This window comes from Ruania suaedae (assembly GCF_021049265.1).
In the GTDB taxonomy this organism is placed as follows: Bacteria; Actinomycetota; Actinomycetes; order Actinomycetales; family Beutenbergiaceae; genus Ruania; species Ruania suaedae.
Genome location: NZ_CP088018.1, coordinates 1,454,430 through 1,472,446 on the forward strand (window position 1 = coordinate 1,454,430; position 18,017 = coordinate 1,472,446).

Genomic DNA, 18,017 nt, shown 5'->3' on the forward strand with positions numbered 1-18,017 from the left:
CTCGCAGGGATGAAACGCTCCCGGCCCCGCCAGCTCGTGGCGTGGCTCACGACGGCGATCCTCGCGGTCGCCGGCCTGCTCGCCGGTGGGACGGTGCCGGCGAGCGCGAGCACCGGCGGGTCCGCGCACGCGCTCGCGGTGGACGCCGTGGTGGCGGACCTGCAGTGGGACGTGCAGGTCGAGGGGGCCGCCGGGGCGCTCTCGGGACTGCTCGACACCCTCGCCGGCCAGTCCGCCGTGGATGGCCTCGAGGTGCGCGGCGTGGAGGCGCAGACCCCTCCGGCCCCCGAGGGCGGCGATGGCGAGGCCGTCGGTCCCTACGAGATCGGCAGCCTGCTCACCTTCCGTCAGGTCAACGCCCACAGCACCCGGGTCGAGGACGGGGACCTGAGCGCACGCTCCACCGTCGAGGGTGGCACCGTGGACCTGCTCGGGACCCAGGTCCTGGACATCGGCACGATCTCGGCCGCCGTCGCCATGGCGCCCGAGGGTGAGGCGCAGATCGAGCGGCAGGTGAGGGGTCTGGAGGTGTTCGGCCGCCAGGTCGGTGCCGACCCGCAGGTCGACCTCACCCGGGAGCTGACCAGCGCCGATGTGCTCGACGCGCTCACCGAACAGGTCCCGGGGCTGACCGCCGCCGCCGATGTGGTGGGCGCCGCCGTCAGCGGAGGCGGCTCGATCCACGTCCTCGCCAGCGGGCGGGACAGCGAGAGCGCCGACGGCGCGGATGCCGTGGGCCTGCACCTGTCGGTGAGCACCGAGGCCAGTCTGCGGCTGTGCCTGCCCGACGGCAGCGGCGGGTGCACCGGCAGTGTGACGGTGAGTGCCGCCGCCACCGTGCTGGACGCCACCTTCGCCGAGGTGCGGGTGGAGCGGCCCGATCCGGTACCCGGCGTACCCGCCTGGCAGATCGTGGCCGGCGTGGTCGGCTCGCTGGTGCTGGCCGGCCTGCTGGGGTGGGCGATCGTCGAAACCGTGCGGATCCGGCGCCGGGGGGAGCGGCCGTGAGGGTGTTCGCGGCGCTGTGGCCTCCCGAGCGCGTCCTGGACCATCTGGAGATCGCTCTCGCCGAGGTGATCGGGCCGGGCGCTCCCGCGCTGGGCCGCGTCCCTCGGGAGAACCTGCACCTGACCCTCGCCTTCTACGGCGAGATTCCCGACGGCGCAGCCCCCGACGTACGCGCCGCCCTCGCCGAGGAGGCCACCACCACAGGCCCGCTCGCGCTGAGCCTGTCCGGCTCGGGGTCGTTCACCGACCGGACGCTGTGGATCGGGCTGGCGGGGGAGGTGACCGCCCTGACCGACCTGATGGTCGCCTGTGCCCGCGCCCCGTACGCCGGCGTCGGGGACGTCCGGCGCCCGCGTCCGCATCTGACCGTGGCGCGTACCTCCCGCCGGGCCGGCGCCGGTAGCAGGGCCGGCCACTCCCGGCGCCGTCGCGACCGGGAGGCCGCCGGACCGTCGGCCGTCTCGGTCGCGGCCCGGGCGCTCGCGGTCTACCGCGGCCCGGACTGGGTGGCCGAGGAGATCGCCCTCGTCTCCTCCCGTCTGGGCGAGGGCCCCGGCGGCGGGCCCCGCTACCGGACGATCGACACCCTCCCGCTGGGGCAGTAGCGGGTTGAGCACTGCGCGGCTCCGAGCAGACCCGCGCCGGAGGCGGCACACTGAGCGGGTGGACCTGCCGATCGATCTGCCCCTGACCCCGATGCTCGCCAAGGCCGCGAAGGCCGTGCCCGCCGCCGATGCGGTCGAGGGGGGTTACACCTACGAACCCAAGTGGGACGGGTTCCGTGGCATCCTGCTGCGCGACGGCGACGAGATAGAGATCGCCTCCCGCGGCTCCAAGCCGCTGACGCGGTACTTCCCGGAGATGGTCGAGGCGGTGCGCGCCCACCTGCCCGCCCGGTGCGCGATCGACGGCGAGATCGTGGTCCGCTCCGGTCAGCCCGGGTCCCAGCGGCTGGACTGGGAGGCGCTCTCGCAACGCATCCACCCGGCCGAGTCCCGGGTGCGGCGGCTCGCGGCCGAGACCCCGGCCGAGTTCGTCGCCTTCGACCTGCTGGCCCTCGACGACGAGAACCTCACGACCGCCCCGTTCACCGAGCGCCGCGCCCGGCTGGAGCAGGTGCTCGGTGCGCTCGCCGAGGACGCCCCGATCCACCTCACCCGCGTCACCGGCGATGCGGCCGTCGCCCAGGACTGGTTCGAGCGATTCGAGGGTGCCGGCCTGGACGGGGTGGTCGCCAAGGCGAACCGGTCGCGCTACGAACCCGGCAAGCGCACGATGATCAAGGTCAAGCACGCCCGCACGGCCGAGGCGGTGGTGGTCGGCTACCGGGTGCACAAGTCCGGCCAGGGGGTGGGCTCACTCCTGCTCGGGCTCCACACCGACGAGGGCCAACTCATCAACGTCGGCGGGATCGCCGCCTTCACCAACGCCCGGCGCCTGGAGTTGGTGGACGAGCTCGAACCGCTCGTGGAGCGCGACGACGATGGCGACGCCGTACGCGGGGAGACCGACCGATCCCGGTTCAGCTCCAGCAAGGACGTCAGCTTCGTGCGGCTGCGCCCGGAGCGGGTGGTCGAGGTGAGGTTCGATCAGCTCGAGGGGCACCGGTTCCGCCACGCCGTGACGTTCCTGCGCTGGCGCCCGGACCGGGATCCGACCTCGTGCACCCTCGACCAGGTCGATCGTGCCGTGGCCTACGACCTGGGCGAGGTGCTGGCGCGGTGACCACACCACCGATCTGCCCGAGGTAGATGGACGCTGCTACCAAGGGTAGAATGGGTCCATGGGTCTGAACATCAAGAACGAGGACACGTCCGCCCTGGTGCGGCAGCTCGCGGAGATGCTGGGGACCAGCCAGGTGGGGGCCGTCGAGGACGCCGTCCGCCACCGGCTGGCGGAGGTGCGCGCCACCGGCGACTACCAGCGGGTGAGGTCGCAGGCCATCCTCGAGCTCGGCGCGGAGTTCCGTCGACGCCTGACGCCGGCTCAGATCGACGCGCTCCGGCACGCCGAGGACGACCTCTACGACGATGCCGGGCTACCTCGATGATCGTCGATACCTCAGCTCTCGTCGCGGTGCTGCTGGGTGAGGGTGATGCTGAGGCCATCGCCGACGCGCTCGCGCGCGGACCTGTCCGCATCTCTGCTGCCACCCTCGTTGAGGCGCGTGTCGTCCTCCTGGCCACGGTGGGCCCAGAGGGGCGTCGCCGGCTCGATGCTCTCCTGCAGGAAGCCGAGGTCGAGGTCGTCCCGACCGATGCCGCGCAGGCGGACATCGCGGCCGATGCCTACCGGGACTACGGCAAGGGGACAGGACACCCTGCCGCGCTGAACCTGGGCGACTGCTTCAGCTACGCGCTGGCCACCGCACGCAGGGAACCCTTGCTGTACAAGGGCGAGAACTTCTCCCACACGGATGTGCGTCCGGCGCTGCCGGGCGCTTAGGAACCGGGTGAGGCAGGGGCACCCTCCGGCTACTCCTCGACCCGGTTCCCCTGCGCATCCCAGTGCCCGGCGACCTTCTTGCTCGGCTGCACCCGCGGCGGCTCGCCCGGCATCTTCGGGTACTCCGGCGGGAACGGCATCTCGCCCAGTCCGTCGGCCACGTCCTGCTCCCACATCCGCAGCGCCTGGCTGAGATCCCCGACGGCGTCGTCCAGCCCCGCCCACGCGTCGCCCTGGCTCGCCAGCAGGCCGGGCACCGTGAGGACAGTGAAGTCCGCGCTGGAGATCTCCTCCAGCTCCTCCCACCGCACCGGCATCGAGACCGGCGCCCCCGCCAGCGGGCGGGGGGAATAGGCCGAGGCGATGGTGCGGTCCCGGTTCGCCTGGTTGAAGTCGACGAAGATCTTGTCCCCCCGCTCCTCCTTCCACCAGGCGGTGGTCACCAGCTCGGGTAGCCGGCGCTCGAGCTCCCGGGCGATCGCGATCACGCCGTGACGCACGTCGAGGAACTCGTGCTCGGGGGCGATGCGGGCATAGACGTGCAGGCCACGGCTGCCGGAGGTCTTCACCCACGGGGTGAGGCCGAGCTCGCGGAGCAGGTCGCCCAGCCCCTGCGCGGCGGTGACGATGTCGGCCCAACCTCGGCCCGGCTGCGGGTCGAGGTCGATCCGCAGTTCGTCGGGGTTGTCGGTGTTCGCCGTGCGCACCGGCCACGGGTGAAAGGTGATCGTGTTCATCTGCACCGCCCATACGGCGGTGGCGATCTCGTCGACCACCAGCTGCGGGTGCTTCCTGCCCGAGGGGTAGGTGCACATCACCGTGCGGGTGTACTCCGGCACACCCCGCGGCGGGTTCTTGGAGAAGAACTCCTCCCCGCCCACCCCCTGCGGGAAGCGCTGCAGCGTGACCGGGCGGTCGCCGAGCGCTCGCAGCAGCGGGTCGCCCACCGCAGCCACGTAGCAGGCCAGATCCCATTTGCTGATCCCCGGCCAGATCTCCCGATCGGGGGAGGAGATCCGCACCTCCCGTTCGCCGTCGGGGGAGGGGACGGTGAGCATCTGCGCACTGCTGGCCATCCTGCGACCCTAGCCAGCACCGGCTCCGGCGGGTAGAGGCCACGCACGACGGCGGCCGCTCAGCAGGTGAACGGCCGCCGTCGGGTGGGGGTGCTCAGAGCGAGCGGTAGGCCTCGCCGAGGCGCCTGGCACCCTCGTCGATCTCCTCCGGGGTGACCCCGGAGTAGGCGAGGCGGATGGCGTTCTTGGAGTCATCGAGCAGGAAGTCGCTGCCCTTGACGATCTGCACCCCGCGCGCGGCGGCCGCGTCGAAGAGGGCATCGCCGTCCACGCCCTCGGGCAGGTCCACCCAGAGGAAGTAGCCGCCCTCCGGCTCGACGAACCGGGCGTCCGGGACGTGCTCGCGCAGGCCGTCGCACAGGCGCTGGGCGCGCTCGGCCAGCGCCGTCTTCACGGTCTCGATCGAGGTGTCGAAGGACCCACCGCGCACGAACTCGTTCACGATGGACTGGGCCACCATGTTCGGCGAGATGTAGGTGCCGGTGGCGAGCTTGGCGATCTTGGCGATGATGTCCGCCTCGCCCACCAGGTAGCCCACCCGGATGCCCGGGCACACGGTCTTGGAGAACGAGGACGCGTAGACGACCTCACCGCCGGTGGCCAGCGAGAGCATCGTCGGCTGCGGCTCACCGGAGAAGCGCAGCTCCACGTAGGGGTCGTCCTCGAAGATCGTGAAGTTCTGCTCTCGTGCCAGCTCCACCAGCGCGCGGCGCTTGTCGCCGCTGAGGGAGTAGCCGGCCGGGTTCTGGAAGTTGGGGATCAGGTGCGCCAGCGCGACCGGGTTGGCTCGCACCAGTTCGGTGAGGGCGGCGACGTCGACCCCGTCCTCCTCGAGCGGGACGGCGCGAAGGTCGGCCCCACGGCCCTTGAGGGAGAGCAGGGTGCGGTCGTAGGAGGGACGCTCCACCACCACGGTGTCCCCGGCCGAGACGAGGGTCTCGAACAGGAAGGCGTCGGCCTGCATGGACCCGTTGGTGACGAGCACCTGGTCCTCGGCGACGCCGTGCCGGTCGGCGATCCAGGCGCGCAGCGGCTTGTAGCCCACCGACGTGCCGTAGGCGAACGAGCCGGCCGGGTCGTTCGTGAACGCGCGGTCGGCGGCGGCGCGCAGGCCCTCGACATCGATGATGTCGAGCGAGGGGGCGCCTCGGGCAAAGGAAATCGGAGCGGGTTCGGTTGCCATGCGCTCAGCGTAGTTCGGGAAGCCAGGTCGGTGCGCGACCGTCTCGTCACTCGAGTGCCAGATAGCCTCCAGGTGTGCCTGATTCCGCCCGCCTGACCATCGAGCCGCTCACTCTGCCGGGGACGCTGCCCGCGCCGGACCCGCTGCCGCACCCGGGCAGCATGACCGAGGCGGGCTTCGCGCTCGCCGAGGATCTCCCACCGGACCTGATCGAGCGCTCCCGCCAGGGCTGGCCCCGGTCCATGCACCCGTACCTGCAGCAGGACCGCTACGGCCGCGTCCTGTCCGACCTCACCCTCGAGACGGTAGTGCTGGAGAACGAGCACCTGCGCGCGAGATTCGTCCCCGCGCTCGGCGGCCGGCTCTTGTCGCTGGTCACCCTGCCCGACCGCCGGGATCTGCTCTACGCCAACCCGGTGCTGCAACCGGCGAACCTGGCGTTGCGCAATGCCTGGTTCGCCGGTGGGGTGGAGTGGAACATCGGCACTAAGGGCCACACCGCGCACACCATGGACCCGCTGCACGCGGCCCGCCTGCGGACCGCCGCCGGTGATCCGTTGCTGCGGATGTGGGAGCTGGACCGCCTGCGCGGCACGGTCTTCCAGGTCGACGCCTGGCTTCCCGCCGGCGCGCGGGCGCTGCACATCTATGTCCGCATCCAGAACCCCGGGCCGGCGCCGGTGCCCATGTACTGGTGGTCCAACGCCGCCGTTCCCGAGGCCGACGACGTCCGCGTGCTCGCCCCGGCTACGTCCGCCTTCTCCACGGCGACCGACGGCCCGGTGCGCCACGTCCGGGTGCCCCGGCGCGGTGACGTCGATGTGTCCTACCCGACCCGGTCGGTCCACGCCGCCGACTACTTCTTCGACATCCCGACGGCCGCCCGCCCCTGGGTGGCGGCCGTCGGCGCGGACGGTCACGGTCTGCTGCAGGCCTCCACCGACCGGCTCCGGGGTCGCAAGATGTTCTGCTGGGGCACCGCGCCCGGAGGAGCCCACTGGCAGGACTGGCTCAGCCCGGCCGGCGGCCGGTATCTGGAGATCCAGGCCGGGCTGCTGCCCACCCAGTTCGAGCACACGATGGTGCCGGCGCGCCAGGCGTGGGACTGGCTGGAGGTCTACGGGGACGCCGCCTTCGATCCCGAGCTCGCGCACGGCAGCGACTGGAGCGCCGCCGTCGAGAGCGGGACGCGAGCAGCCCGGCAGCTGCTCCCCGACCCCGACGCCGCCCTGGCGCTGGCCCGTGGACGAGCCGACGAGCCACCTGAGGAGATTCTCGCTGCCGGGTCGCCGTGGGGCGGGCTCGAGGCCGTCCTGGGCGGCGATCGCCTCATTTCGCCCGGGACCCCGTTCCCGGAGCCGGAGACCACCGACCTGTGGTCGGCGCTGGCGGCGGCACCGAACCTGGCCGCCACCCTGCTGCGCGAGGCCGACCCGACGGCGTGGCCGCCCTCGTACGCCGCCGGCGACCGGTGGCGCGCACTGCTGGCCGCCCAGGAGCCGGGGTGGGCGCGGGATTACCACCTGGGCGTGCTCGCTCACGCCGACGGGAGGCTGGACGAGGCCGTACGTCACTACCGCGGCTCCCTGCTCCACACCGAGTCCGCCTGGGCCCGCCGAGGCCTCGGCCAGGTGGCCGCCGAGCAGGGGCGCTGCGAGGACGCACTCGCCGAGCTGACCCGCGCCCTGGACACGCCGGGAGTCGCCGGGACCGATGCCGAGCTCTCGCTCACGACCGAGGCGATGACCGTGGCCTTGCGGGCTGGACGGGCGCAGGAGGCGCTCGCGATCGTCGCCCGGGCTGCTCCGCCGGTCCAGCGCGCGGGCCGGGTGCGCCTGCTGCACGCGCGCGCCGCCTGGACGACCGGCACCGCCGGGGGCGCCGCCACGGCGCGCGAACTGCTGCAGCAGGGGATCGAGGTCGCCGACCTGCGTGAGGGGGAGCGCGAGCTGAGCGACCTGTGGCAGGCCGCCTTCCCGGGGGAGCCGGTGCCGGTGCGCTACGACTACCGGATGCGCTGAGCGCTCAGCGCCGGACCCATCCGAGCGCCCCGGGATGACGCACCGAGGTGCTCGCCACCTCCGCGGCCGTCCGCAGCGCCTCGAGTGCGCCGGCACCACCGGCGACGGCGTGCGCCCACGCTCCGTGCAGCACGTCACCGGCGCCCAGGGTGTCGACGATCTCCTCCGGCGGGACGGCCGTCACAGGCACCGTCGTCGTCCCGCCGCCCCGGCGTACCGTGATCGGCCCACCGCCGGCGCTCTGCGCCACCAGTTGCGGTCCGAGGGTGGCGACCGCCGCGAGCGCATCAGTGGTGCCCGGCCAGGCGAAGTCCTCCGACAGCAGCACCTGATCGAGGTGGGCGAACAACTCCAGTGACTGCGGCTTGTAGGAGCCGCCGTCGAGAAGGGTGGGAATCGCGTGCTCCCGGGCGGCGCGGCACAGCGCCAGGGAGGCCTCCGGCAGGTGCCCGTCGACCAGGACGCACGCGGCGCCGTCGGCGAGCTGGGCCAGACCGGTCAGATCGGCGAGCTCGCGGGCGGTCGCGGCGTTCGTGGAGACGACAGCGCGCTCACCGGTCGCCTCGGTGACCAGCACGGTGGAGACCGGTGGGGAATCGAGGGTGCCGAGGTCCAGCACGCGCACCCCTGCCTCGGTCAGGGCGGTGTGCGCCAGGGCGGCCAGCGGCCCCGTGCCCAGGGCGGTGACCAGCGTGGTGGGCGAACCCAGCGCCGCAGCGGTCAGTGCCGCGTTGGCGGCGGGGCCGCCGACGGCCAGGCGCAACTCGCCGGCGAGGACCTTCTCGTTCGCGGCGGGCAGTCGCTCCACCACCTGGGTGATGTCGAGGGTGGTCAGACCGCAGCAGAGGACGGACCGGCTCATGCCGGTGTCTGGGGGGAACCGTTCCGGCGCCGCAGCTTACGGATGCGGGCGAGGACGAACCACAACAACAGCAGCGCGACGATCACCACGACGACGGTCGAGAGGATCCCGCTCCAGCGGGCCAGGACCGGTTCGATGGTGGGGCCGAAGGCGAACCCGAGGCCGATCCAGAGGGTGTTCCAGACGGCCGAACCGAGGAAGGTGTAGAGGGTGAAGAGCCCGAAGTTCATGCGTTCGATCCCGGCGGGGATCGAGATGAACGAGCGCACCATCGGTACGCACCGCCCCGCCAGCACCGCCACCGCACCCCAGCGGGTGAACACGGCCTCGGCCTTGTCGAAGTCCTCGACCTCCAGCAGCGGGGTGCGGCGTACGAGCGCCCGCGTGCGTTCCCGCCCGAACGCAGCCCCCAGTGCGTACCAGACCCACGCGCCGACCAGCCCGCCGATCGTGGCACCGGCGACCGCGCCCCAGAAGCTGATCCGCCCGTCCCACGCGAGGAAGCCTGCTCCCGGGAGCACCGCCTCCGAGGGCATGGGCGGGAAGAACGTCTCGATGAACAGCGCCAGCCCGACGCCGACCTCGCCCACGCTCGTCATCAGGGACAGCACCCACCCGATGAAGCCCTCGTACTCAGCGGCGGGCGCGACGGCCTCCCGGGCGATCGTGGGCAGCATGAACGTCCTCTCGGGGGGCGCGATGATGGAGATCCCAGGGTCTCACGACGGGTCGCGCTCACCGTCCCTCTAGACTCCTCTGTGGTCCACCCGACGGCGAAAGGTTGGCATGTCCGCCCCCGAAGTCCCCTCCCCGCTCGATCCCGACGGCGTGGGTGCAGCCCTGGAGGCCGCCCTCGCCGACATCGCCGCCGCGGGCGACCTGGACGAGCTCAAGGCCGCCCGCATCGCTCACACGGGCGACAAGAGCCCGCTCGCGCTCGCGAACCGCGAGATCGGCACCCTCGACCCCGCCGACAAGGCCGCGGCCGGCAAGCTGCTCGGCCAGAGCCGCGGGCGCGTGAACAAGGCCATCGCCGCCCGCCAGGGCGAGCTCGAGGCCGAGCGCGATGCGCACGTGCTGCGCACCGAGACCGTCGACGTGACCGTGCCCCCGCAGCGGATCGCCCGCGGCGCCCGCCACCCGCTCGACGTGGTCATGGACGAGGTCGCCGACTTCTTCGTCGGCATGGGCTGGGAGATCGCCGAGGGCCCTGAGCTCGAGCACGAGTGGTTCAACTTCGACGCCCTCAACTTCGGTCCGGACCACCCGGCCCGGCAGATGCAGGACACCTTCTTCGTGGCGCCCTCCGACGGCAAGCCCGCTGAGGGCGTGCTCGACCCGGGCTCGGCGGAGCATCTCGTCCTGCGCACCCACACCTCGCCGGTGCAGGCGCGCACGCTGCTCGAGCGCGACCTCCCGGTCTACATCGCCTGCCCCGGGAAGGTCTTCCGCACCGACGAGCTCGATGCCACCCACACCCCGGTCTTCCACCAGGTGGAGGGCCTGGCGGTGGACAAGGGCCTGACGATGGCGAATCTGACCGGCGTGCTGGACCACTTCGCCCGCGCCATGTTCGGGCCCGAGGCCAGGACCCGGCTGCGGCCCTCCTTCTTCCCCTTCACCGAGCCCAGCGCCGAGATGGACCTGTGGTTCCCGGGTAAGAAGGGCGGACCGGGCTGGATCGAGTGGGGCGGCTGCGGCATGGTCAACCCGAACGTCCTGCGCGCCTGCGGCGTGGACCCCGAGGTCTACTCCGGCTTCGCCTTCGGGATGGGGATCGAACGCACACTGATGCTCCGGCACGGGATCGAGGACATGCACGACATCATCGAAGGCGATATCCGCTTCTCACGGGAGGGGGTCCGCTGATGCCGCTCGTCCCGCTGACATGGCTGCGTGAGCACGCCGACGTCCCCGCCGGTACCACCGCCGAGCAGCTCGCCGCCGATCTGGTCCGGGTCGGGCTGGAGGAGGAGACGATCCACACCTCCGGCGTGACCGGGCCGCTGGTCGTCGGCCGTGTGCTCGCGGTGAGGCCCGAGGAGCAGAAGAACGGCAAGACCATCAACTGGTGCCTGGTGGACGTGGGCGCCGAGCACGCCCCGGACTCCGCACCCGAGGGCGCCGACGAGGCGGCGACCGGCCTGCCCCACCACCCCCGCGGCATCGTCTGCGGCGCCCACAACTTCGGCGCCGGCGACAGCGTGGTGGTCGCCCTCTCCGGCGCGGTGCTGCCGGGGGACTTCGCCATCGCCTCCCGGAAGACCTACGGCCACCTCTCCGACGGCATGATCTGTTCGGCCAAGGAGCTGGGACTGGGCGAGGACGGGGAGGGCATCATCGTGCTGGCCGACCCACCCGCGCCCGGCACCGACGCCCTCACCCTCCTCGGCCTCGCCGACGAGGTGCTCGAGATCAACGTCACCCCGGACCGGGGCTACTGCTTCTCCATGCGCGGGGTGGCACGGGAGTACGCCCACTCCACCGGCGCCGCGTTCACCGACCCGGGCCTGGTGGCCCCGGCCGGTTCCGCGCCCCAGCCGCCGCAGGCGACGGCGGACGGTTTCGCTGTCGAGCTCGCCGACGAGGCCCCCATCCACGGGGTGCCCGGCGCCGACCGGTTCGTCGCGAGGATCGTGCGCGGCATCGACCCGGAGGCCCAGACCCCGGACTGGATCGCCACCCGGTTGCGCCAGGCGGGGATGCGCCCCATCTCGCTGACGGTCGACGTCACCAACTACGTGATGCTCGACCTCGGCCAGCCGCTGCACGCCTACGACCTGGCCACCCTCGCCGCCCCGATCGTGGTGCGCCGGGCCCGGCCGGGCGAGAAGCTGCTCACCCTCGACGACGTCACCCGCACCCTGGACGGGGACGATCTGCTCATCACCGACTCCGCCGGTGGCGAGGGCGCCCGCATCCTCGGCCTGGCCGGCGTCATGGGTGGGGCCGAGACGGAGGTCTCCGGCTCCACCACCGACGTCCTCGTCGAGGCCGCACACTTCGACCCGATCACCGTCGCCCGCACGGCGCGGCGGCACAAGCTCCCCAGCGAGGCCGCGAAGCGGTTCGAGCGCGGCGTCGACCCGGCCCTGCCGGCCATCGCCGCCCAGCGGGTGGTCGACCTGCTGGTCGAGCTCGCCGGGGGGACGGCGGACGCTGCCGTCACCGACGTCGACCACACCCACGCCCCGGAGCCCATCGCCCTGGACGCGTCCCTGCCCGGGCGCACCGCCGGGGTGGACTACCCGGCCGAGACCGTCGCCGAGACCCTGCGCAGCCTCGGCGCCGGCGTCGAGAGCGACGACGGCGAGGGGGCCGCCCTGCAGGTCACCCCGCCCACGTGGCGCTCCGACCTGCGCTCGCCCGCGGACCTGACCGAGGAGGTCATCCGGCTGCAGGGTTACGACCAGGTGCCCTCGGTCCTGCCGACGGCCCCTCCGGGGCGAGGCCTCAGCGCGCGGCAGCGATCCCGCCGCCGGGTGGCGGACCTGCTCGCCGACGCCGGCCTGGTGCAGGTGCTCACCTACCCGTTCGTGGCACCGGGGCGCCGGGACGAGCTCGGCCTGCCGGCCGAGGACTCCCGACGGCGGTCGGTGCGGCTGGCCAACCCGCTCTCCGAGGCGCAACCGCTGATGCGGACTACGGTGCTGGAGACCCTGGTCGACGCAGCGGCACGCAACATCGGCCGCGGGCTGAGCGACCTGGCCATCTACGAGCTCGGCCTGGTCACCCTGCCCGACGGCAGGAGGCGTGAATCGGTACTGCCCGAGCTCGGCGTGAGACCGAGCCAGGAAGACCTGGACGCCGTCCGCGAGGCCGTCCCGCACCAGCCCCTGCACCTGGCCGCCGTGCTCACCGGCCACCTGGTGCCGGCCTCGGTGCACACCGTGGCGCGGACGGCTGACTACGCCGACGCCATCGATCTGGTCCATCGGGTCGCCGAGCTGCTGCGCGTACCCGTGACGGTCTCGGCCGACGCCGAGCGGGCGCCGTGGCACCCGGGCCGGTGTGCGCGGTTCGCCCGGGCGGACGGCACCGTGGTGGGGTGGGCCGGTGAGCTCGCGCCGAAGGTGACCCAGGCGCTCGACCTGCCCGCCCGTACCGTGGCGCTGGAGGTCGACCTGGGCGCTCTGCTGGACGACGCCCCGGCCCAGCCGACCCAGTTCCGGGCGATCTCGGCCTTCCCGGCCGCCAAGGAGGACATCGCCCTGGTGGTCTCCGACGGCGTCCCCGCCGCCGAGCTGCTCGCCACCGTCCGCGAGGCCGCGGGTGACCTGGCCGAGGAGGTCCGCCTGTTCGACGCCTACCGGGGCGCATCGCTGGGTGAGGGGCAGGTCTCGCTGGCGTTCGCGCTGCGCCTGCGCGCCCCCGACCGCACGCTCACGGCGCAGGACTCGGCGCAGGTGCGCGAGGCCGTCGTGGCGCTCGCGGGCCGGCGGCACGGGGCCGAGCTGCGGAGCTGATCAGCTCGGGTCGGACGCCGGCTGGGGCGGTCGCGGGACGAGCACGACCGCGACCACGGCCAGCGCGGCCAGGGCGCCGAGCACCGGCGTGCGGGTCCCGGTCAGGTCCACCGTCCAGCCCGCCAGGGTCGGTCCGATCGCCGAGCCGACCCCGCGCGCGAGGGCGAAGGCCCCCAGGATCAGGCCCACCGAGCGGACCTCGGTGAACTCGACCGTGTAGACGCTCTCCATCGTGGAGTAGGCACCCACCCCGATCCCGGCGAGCACCACGAACGCCAGCGCCGCCACCCACGCCCCGGAGAACGGCAGCAGCAGCGCGGGCAGCCCGAACAGCAGCAGGCACACCCGCACCACCGTCCGGTGCGGCACCCGGTCGAGCACCCAGGGCAACGGGAGTCGCCCGGCCAGCTGGAACCCGCCCCGCGCCCCCGCCAGGGAGGAGGCCAGTGCCAGGGTGAGTCCGGCGTCGACCATCGCCGGTACCTGGAACAGCAGCAGCACCGACATCATCGCCCCGCCCACGATTCCCAGTGCCAGGAGTCGGCGCAGCGCCGGGTCACGAACGGCGAACGCGAGACCGGCCGCCAGCGATCCGGCGGAGCCCTCCACCGGTGGCACCCGCCGCACGAGCACCGCGACCCAGGCCATCACCAGCGCCACCAGCACACCGGCCCCCGCCAAGCTCGCCCGCCAGCCCCAGTGCGTCGCCGTCCACGCCATCACCGGCAGGAAGATCGGGCTGGCCATCGCCCCGAACAGGGTGTTGCGGGTGATCGCCCGCGTCCGGCCGCCGGGCGCGACCCGGGAGATGATCGCGTGGGCGATCGCGTAGTACCCCACCGCGCCGACGCACGCCTGGGCCACCACGGCGGCGACCACGAAGACCAGCGGATGCTGCGCCGTCGCCGCTCCGGCACTGCCGGCGCAGGTGCCCACGGCCGCCAGCACGAACACCGGCCGCGGGCCGGTCCGGTCCATGGCGCGCCCGGCGAGCACGGAGCCGATCCCCACCAGGAGCAGCGCCAGCCCGTAGGCGCTCGTGAGCGTGGCCTGATTCCAGCCGGTCTCCTGCGCGATCGGTTCGACCAGCACGCCGTACCCGTAGTACCAGGTGCCGAAGGCGCACAGCACCAGCACACCGAGCGACCAGGTCAGCCCGGCGCCGAGCCGCTGGTTCACGGGAGCAGCAGCACCTTGCCCGTGGTGGCTCGGCCCTCGAGCGCGGTATGGGCGCCGGCGGCGTCGGCCAGCGGGAAGCGGGCACCGATCCGCACCTGGAGCGTCCCCTCGGCGACGGCGTCGAACACCTCCCGCGCGCGCCACGCGCGTTCCTCGGCGTCGGCGATGTAGTGGAACAGCGTCGGCCGGGTGACGAACAGGGAGCCTGCCCGGTTGAGGCGCTGCAGATCCACGGGTGGCACCTGACCGCTGGCACCGCCGAAGAGCACCAGCAGCCCACGACGGCGCACGCTCGCCAAGGAGGCGTCGAAGGTCGCCTTCCCCACGCCGTCGTAGGCGACGTCCACGCCCTGGCCCTCGGTGAGGTCACGCACCAGCGCAGGTAGCTCCTCGGTGAGGTCGGTGAGCTGGTCGTACCGGATCACCTCGGCAGCTCCGGCCGCCCTCGAGAGCTCTGCCTTCTCCTCGGTGGAGACGGTGGTGAGGACCCGCGCGCCCCTGGCCACGGCCAGCTGGGTGAGCAGCAGGCCGACTCCGCCGGCCCCGGCGTGCAGCAGCACCGTCCGGCCGGGGCCGAGGTGGGTGACGCCCTCGACCAGCATGTGCGCGGTCATGCCCTGCAACGGGATGGCTGCCGCGACCTCGGCGCTGACACCCTCCGGGACGGGGAGGGCCTGGGCGGCCTCGACCAGCACCTGGTCGGCATAGCTCCCGCTCACCGAGGACGCCCACGCGACCCGGTCCCCGGGCCCGAGGTGCTCGACGCCGTCGCCGACGGCCTCGACCGTCCCGGCTCCCTCGCCGCCCGGGGTGAGGGGGAAGTCCACCGGATACACCCCGGACCGGTGGTAGGTATCGATGAAGTTGACCCCGGCGGCCTCGCTCCGGACCAGGACCTGCCCCGGACCGGGATCGGGCACCGGCACCTCCTGCAGGGTCATGACCTCCGGTCCACCGGCCTCGTGCGCGACGACTGCATGCATGGCATCCAACCTACGCCGTCGCCGGCGGCTCACGCCGGGTGCACGCCGTGGCGGTGCAACCAGGCCAGCCAGTGTGCCGGCCAGGCGGCCACGGCATCGGTCTCACCCAGGGCCAGGCCGATCCCGTGCTTGCCGCGGGGGTAGACGTGTCCCTCGACCTCGACCCGGACCGAACGCCAGGCGGAGATCGCCGCGAGCGTGTTCTCCACCGGCACGACAGCGTCATCGGCGGTGTGCCAGACGAAAGCCGGTGGGACATCGGCATCGACCCGGTTCTCGATGCTGAGGTCGACCGCCAGCTGCTCCGGGTGGTCCTGCCCGAGCAGGGCGATCCGGGAACCGAGGTGCGCATGATCGACCAGGGAGAACACCGGGTAGTTCATCGTCACGAGGTCCGGCCGGCGCAGCGGGTCGTGTGTACCGGTGCGTGTCGCGAGTGCCTGTCGCTCGGCCCGGGTGACGGTCGCGACGGTCCCGGCCAGGTGGCCACCGGCCGAGGAACCGGCCAGCACGAGCGGGCCGCGGACGTCACCGTGCACGCCCGCGCGCAGGTCAGCCAGGGCGAGGAGGACCTGCTCGAGGGCGGCGGGATAGCGGGCCGGCGCCACCGGGTAGTCGAGACTGGCGGCCGCGATCCCCTGGTCGGCCAGCCAGGCCGCGATGCCGGGCCCCTCGTGGTCGGACCGGCCGGCGTACCCGCCTCCGGCCAGCACGAGGACGAAACCACGGGCTCCGTCCTGGAGCAGTCGGGGGGTCCGGGGCGCGAGGTGCAGCGGAACGCGCGTGGTCGACATGGGCGCCCAGCGTATCCTTCGAGCACCCGACCCGGACCCGGGTCCCGGCACCTGGGAGGGCCGATGACGATCGAGGTGGGCGCCGCCGTCCGCATCGTCGACGTCCCGGTCGGGACGCCGATGTCCGGGTATGCCGGCCGGGCCGGCCCGAGCCAGGGGGTGCTGAACCCGACGTCGGTGCGGGCGCTGGTGCTGGGTTCCTTCGCCCTGGTCACCCTCGACGTGTGCGCCGTTCACCCGCGGACCACCGAGGCCATCGCCGCCGCGGTGCGGACCCGCACGACCCTGGTGGAGGCGTGCGTGGTGACGGCCACGCACACCCACGCCGGGCCGTGCGCCGCGTTCGGGCGGGTTGGCGGCCACGATCCCCAGGTGCACGAGGACCTGGTGCGTGCCGCGGCCGAGGCGACCGCGGCGGCTGCCCGATCGCGCCGGCCGTGCGAGGTGGCGATGGCCCGGGCCGGCGGGGCCGGCGTGGCACGCAACCGCCGCCACCCCGGGCGCGCGATCGACCCACCGGTGTGGCGACTGACGTTCCGCGCGGGTGGGGCGGTGGTGGCCGACCTGGTCAGCTACCCGTGCCACCCGGTGGTCCTGGACGCCTCGAACCGGTTGATCGCGGCCGACTACCCCGGCGCCCTGCGCGAGACGATGGAACAGGCCGCCCCGGGCAGCGTCTGCCTGTTCCTGACCGGCGCAGCCGGTGACGTCAACACCGGCGACCCGGCGGAGGCCTCCTACGAGGAGTCGGCCCCGGGTGAGCGCAGCACCGAGGAGGCCGACCGCATCGGCCGTCATCTGGCGTCGATGGTGCTGGCGGCCGAGCCGGCCCCGGTCCCGGTCGACGCCGTCCGCTACATCCGGCAGCGCGTGCCGGTCCCCTTCGCTCGCCCGGACGCCACCCAGCGGGAGGCTCAGGTGCGGTGCTGGCGCGCCGGCCGCGGCAACGCCGGTCCGGGTCTGCGCCGCGTGCTCGACGCCTGGATCGCCTGGGCCGAGGCCGGCGTCGTGGCGGATCCGCCGCCCTGGGACGCGCCCGTCACGGTGGTCGACCTCGGCGTGCCGGTGGTGCTCCTACCCGGCGAACCCTTCCTGCAGACCGCCGAGGAGATCGAGCAGGCCCTCGGCCGACCAGTGCTCGTGGTGGGATACGCCGACGACGTGCCCGGGTACCTGCCACCGGCGGGGGAGTACCCCCACGGCGGCTACGAGGTCCTCGACGCCCACCGGTACTACGGCATGCCGGCGCCGTTCGCTCCCGGATGCGCCGAGCGGATCGCCGACGCAGCGGTGACGGCCGTGACGGCGATGTCCGGTCAGCGCGGCGGGTAGGGGACCGGCTCCTTCTCGTGCAGCAACGCCACCTCCGTGCGGCGCTCGATGACCTCCTCGCGCAGGTCCTCCATGTCCCGCAGCACCCGCTTGCGCGCGCGCTTGCTCAGCAGGTCCACGTACAGGCGGCCGTTGGTGTGGTCGGTCTCGTGCTGGAAGCACCGCGCCAGGTAGCCCTCGGCCTCGAGCGTGACCGGGGCCCCGGCGATGTCGACCCCCCGGACCCGTACGTGCAGGGGACGGAACAGGTCAGCCCCCGGGCCGGGCACGGACAGGCACCCTTCCTCCACCTCTTCGGTCTCGGTGCCGAGCACCTCGATCTCCGGGTTGGCGACGTGACCGACGTGCCGGGCGCCGTCGGACTCGGTGAGGTCGTAGACGAAGAGCCGCAGGTCCACGCCCACCTGGTTGGCGGCCAGGCCCACGCCCTCGGCGACCAGCATCGTGGCGAACATGTCGTCCACGAGGGTGCGCAGCTCCTCGCTGCCGAACGCGGTGACATCGGCGCAGCGCTCGTGCAGCACGTCCTCGCCGATCTCGGTGACGCGCAGCGCTCGGCCGCGGACGGCCTCGGGTGGGACGGCAGGGTAGTCCTCGACCTCGCTGCCCTGGACGATCGTGGTGCTCATGGGCGTCCATTCTTCCGCATCGGCGCGCCTGGTTGTGCG

17 protein-coding genes are annotated in these 18,017 nt (G+C 73.3%); 9 read left to right on the forward strand and 8 right to left on the reverse strand.

The features are described from left to right. The first annotated feature begins 9 nt into the window (after positions 1 to 9). The 5 genes from LQF12_RS06700 (at position 10) to LQF12_RS06720 (ending at position 3,453) form a co-directional block, all read left to right on the forward strand. Positions 10 to 1,008 carry a hypothetical protein gene (locus LQF12_RS06700; RefSeq protein ID WP_231055192.1) on the forward strand — a complete coding sequence of 333 codons (999 nt, stop codon included), beginning with the start codon at positions 10 to 12 and terminating at the stop codon, positions 1,006 to 1,008. Further along, a complete protein-coding gene (gene thpR, locus LQF12_RS06705) occupies positions 1,005 to 1,613 on the forward strand; it encodes an RNA 2',3'-cyclic phosphodiesterase (protein ID WP_231055193.1) in 609 nt (202 codons plus the stop codon). The genes LQF12_RS06700 and thpR overlap by 4 nt, the downstream gene beginning before the upstream one ends. Positions 1,614 to 1,704: 91 nt before the next feature. Continuing rightward, positions 1,705 to 2,733 carry an ATP-dependent DNA ligase gene (locus LQF12_RS06710; protein ID WP_231055546.1) on the forward strand — a complete coding sequence of 343 codons (1,029 nt, stop codon included), beginning with the start codon at positions 1,705 to 1,707 and terminating at the stop codon, positions 2,731 to 2,733. 58 nt (positions 2,734 to 2,791) lie between these two features. Further along, a complete protein-coding gene (locus tag LQF12_RS06715; RefSeq protein WP_231055194.1) occupies positions 2,792 to 3,058 on the forward strand; it encodes a type II toxin-antitoxin system VapB family antitoxin in 267 nt (88 codons plus the stop codon). Beyond that, positions 3,055 to 3,453: a type II toxin-antitoxin system VapC family toxin gene (locus LQF12_RS06720; protein ID WP_231055195.1), complete on the forward strand. Its 399-nt coding sequence runs from the start codon at positions 3,055 to 3,057 to the stop codon at positions 3,451 to 3,453. Before LQF12_RS06715 ends, LQF12_RS06720 begins: the two co-directional genes overlap by 4 nt. A gap of 29 nt (positions 3,454 to 3,482) precedes the next feature. Here the strand turns inward: LQF12_RS06720 and ligD are convergent, their stop codons facing one another. Both ligD and LQF12_RS06730 read right to left on the reverse strand, forming a co-directional pair. Next, the gene (gene ligD / locus LQF12_RS06725; protein WP_231055196.1) at positions 3,483 to 4,529 is read right to left on the reverse strand and encodes a non-homologous end-joining DNA ligase; all 1,047 of its coding nucleotides are present in this window, start codon (positions 4,527 to 4,529) and stop codon (positions 3,483 to 3,485) included. Between the two features lie 94 nt (positions 4,530 to 4,623). Next, positions 4,624 to 5,712, reverse strand: coding sequence for an aminotransferase-like domain-containing protein (locus tag LQF12_RS06730; protein ID WP_231055197.1), 1,089 nt, complete (start codon positions 5,710 to 5,712; stop codon positions 4,624 to 4,626). A 74-nt stretch (positions 5,713 to 5,786) separates the two neighbouring features. On the opposite strand from LQF12_RS06730, the gene LQF12_RS06735 reads away from it, so the two are divergent. Beyond that, positions 5,787 to 7,733, forward strand: coding sequence for a DUF5107 domain-containing protein (locus LQF12_RS06735; RefSeq protein WP_231055198.1), 1,947 nt, complete (start codon positions 5,787 to 5,789; stop codon positions 7,731 to 7,733). A gap of 4 nt (positions 7,734 to 7,737) precedes the next feature. Here LQF12_RS06735 and LQF12_RS06740 read toward each other — a convergent pair whose 3' ends face one another. Together LQF12_RS06740 and LQF12_RS06745 are read right to left on the reverse strand one after the other, a co-directional pair. Then, positions 7,738 to 8,595: a PfkB family carbohydrate kinase gene (locus LQF12_RS06740; protein WP_231055199.1), complete on the reverse strand. Its 858-nt coding sequence runs from the start codon at positions 8,593 to 8,595 to the stop codon at positions 7,738 to 7,740. Next, positions 8,592 to 9,272: a DedA family protein gene (locus LQF12_RS06745; RefSeq protein ID WP_231055200.1), complete on the reverse strand. Its 681-nt coding sequence runs from the start codon at positions 9,270 to 9,272 to the stop codon at positions 8,592 to 8,594. The genes LQF12_RS06740 and LQF12_RS06745 overlap by 4 nt, the downstream gene beginning before the upstream one ends. A gap of 109 nt (positions 9,273 to 9,381) precedes the next feature. Here LQF12_RS06745 and pheS point away from each other — a divergent pair, with 109 nt between their 5' ends. Together pheS and pheT are read left to right on the forward strand one after the other, a co-directional pair. Then, entirely contained in the window at positions 9,382 to 10,464 is a 1,083-nt protein-coding gene (gene pheS / locus LQF12_RS06750; protein WP_231055201.1) for a phenylalanine--tRNA ligase subunit alpha, read from the forward strand. Further along, positions 10,464 to 13,061, forward strand: a complete 2,598-nt coding sequence (gene pheT / locus LQF12_RS06755) for a phenylalanine--tRNA ligase subunit beta (protein WP_231055202.1) — start codon at positions 10,464 to 10,466, stop codon at positions 13,059 to 13,061. Before pheS ends, pheT begins: the two co-directional genes overlap by 1 nt. Here pheT and LQF12_RS06760 read toward each other — a convergent pair whose 3' ends face one another. Genes LQF12_RS06760 through LQF12_RS06770 form a run of 3 tightly spaced genes read right to left on the reverse strand, consistent with a single transcriptional unit; the run spans position 13,062 to position 16,017 of the window. Continuing rightward, on the reverse strand, positions 13,062 to 14,240 hold the full coding sequence (locus LQF12_RS06760) for an MFS transporter (RefSeq protein WP_231055203.1): 1,179 nt from the start codon (positions 14,238 to 14,240) through the stop codon (positions 13,062 to 13,064). Then, positions 14,237 to 15,223, reverse strand: a complete 987-nt coding sequence (locus tag LQF12_RS06765; RefSeq protein WP_231055204.1) for a quinone oxidoreductase family protein — start codon at positions 15,221 to 15,223, stop codon at positions 14,237 to 14,239. The genes LQF12_RS06760 and LQF12_RS06765 overlap by 4 nt, the downstream gene beginning before the upstream one ends. A gap of 29 nt (positions 15,224 to 15,252) precedes the next feature. After that, positions 15,253 to 16,017 carry an alpha/beta hydrolase gene (locus LQF12_RS06770; protein ID WP_231055205.1) on the reverse strand — a complete coding sequence of 255 codons (765 nt, stop codon included), beginning with the start codon at positions 16,015 to 16,017 and terminating at the stop codon, positions 15,253 to 15,255. Between the two features lie 63 nt (positions 16,018 to 16,080). Between LQF12_RS06770 and LQF12_RS06775 the strand changes: the two genes are divergently transcribed. Then, positions 16,081 to 17,349, forward strand: coding sequence for a neutral/alkaline non-lysosomal ceramidase N-terminal domain-containing protein (locus LQF12_RS06775; RefSeq protein ID WP_231055206.1), 1,269 nt, complete (start codon positions 16,081 to 16,083; stop codon positions 17,347 to 17,349). Here LQF12_RS06775 and def read toward each other — a convergent pair. After that, complete coding sequence (gene def / locus LQF12_RS06780) at positions 17,334 to 17,978, reverse strand: peptide deformylase (RefSeq protein ID WP_231055207.1); 645 nt, start codon at positions 17,976 to 17,978, stop codon at positions 17,334 to 17,336. The two genes, LQF12_RS06775 and def, sit on opposite strands and share 16 nt — an antisense overlap. Positions 17,979 to 18,017 lie beyond the last annotated feature (39 nt).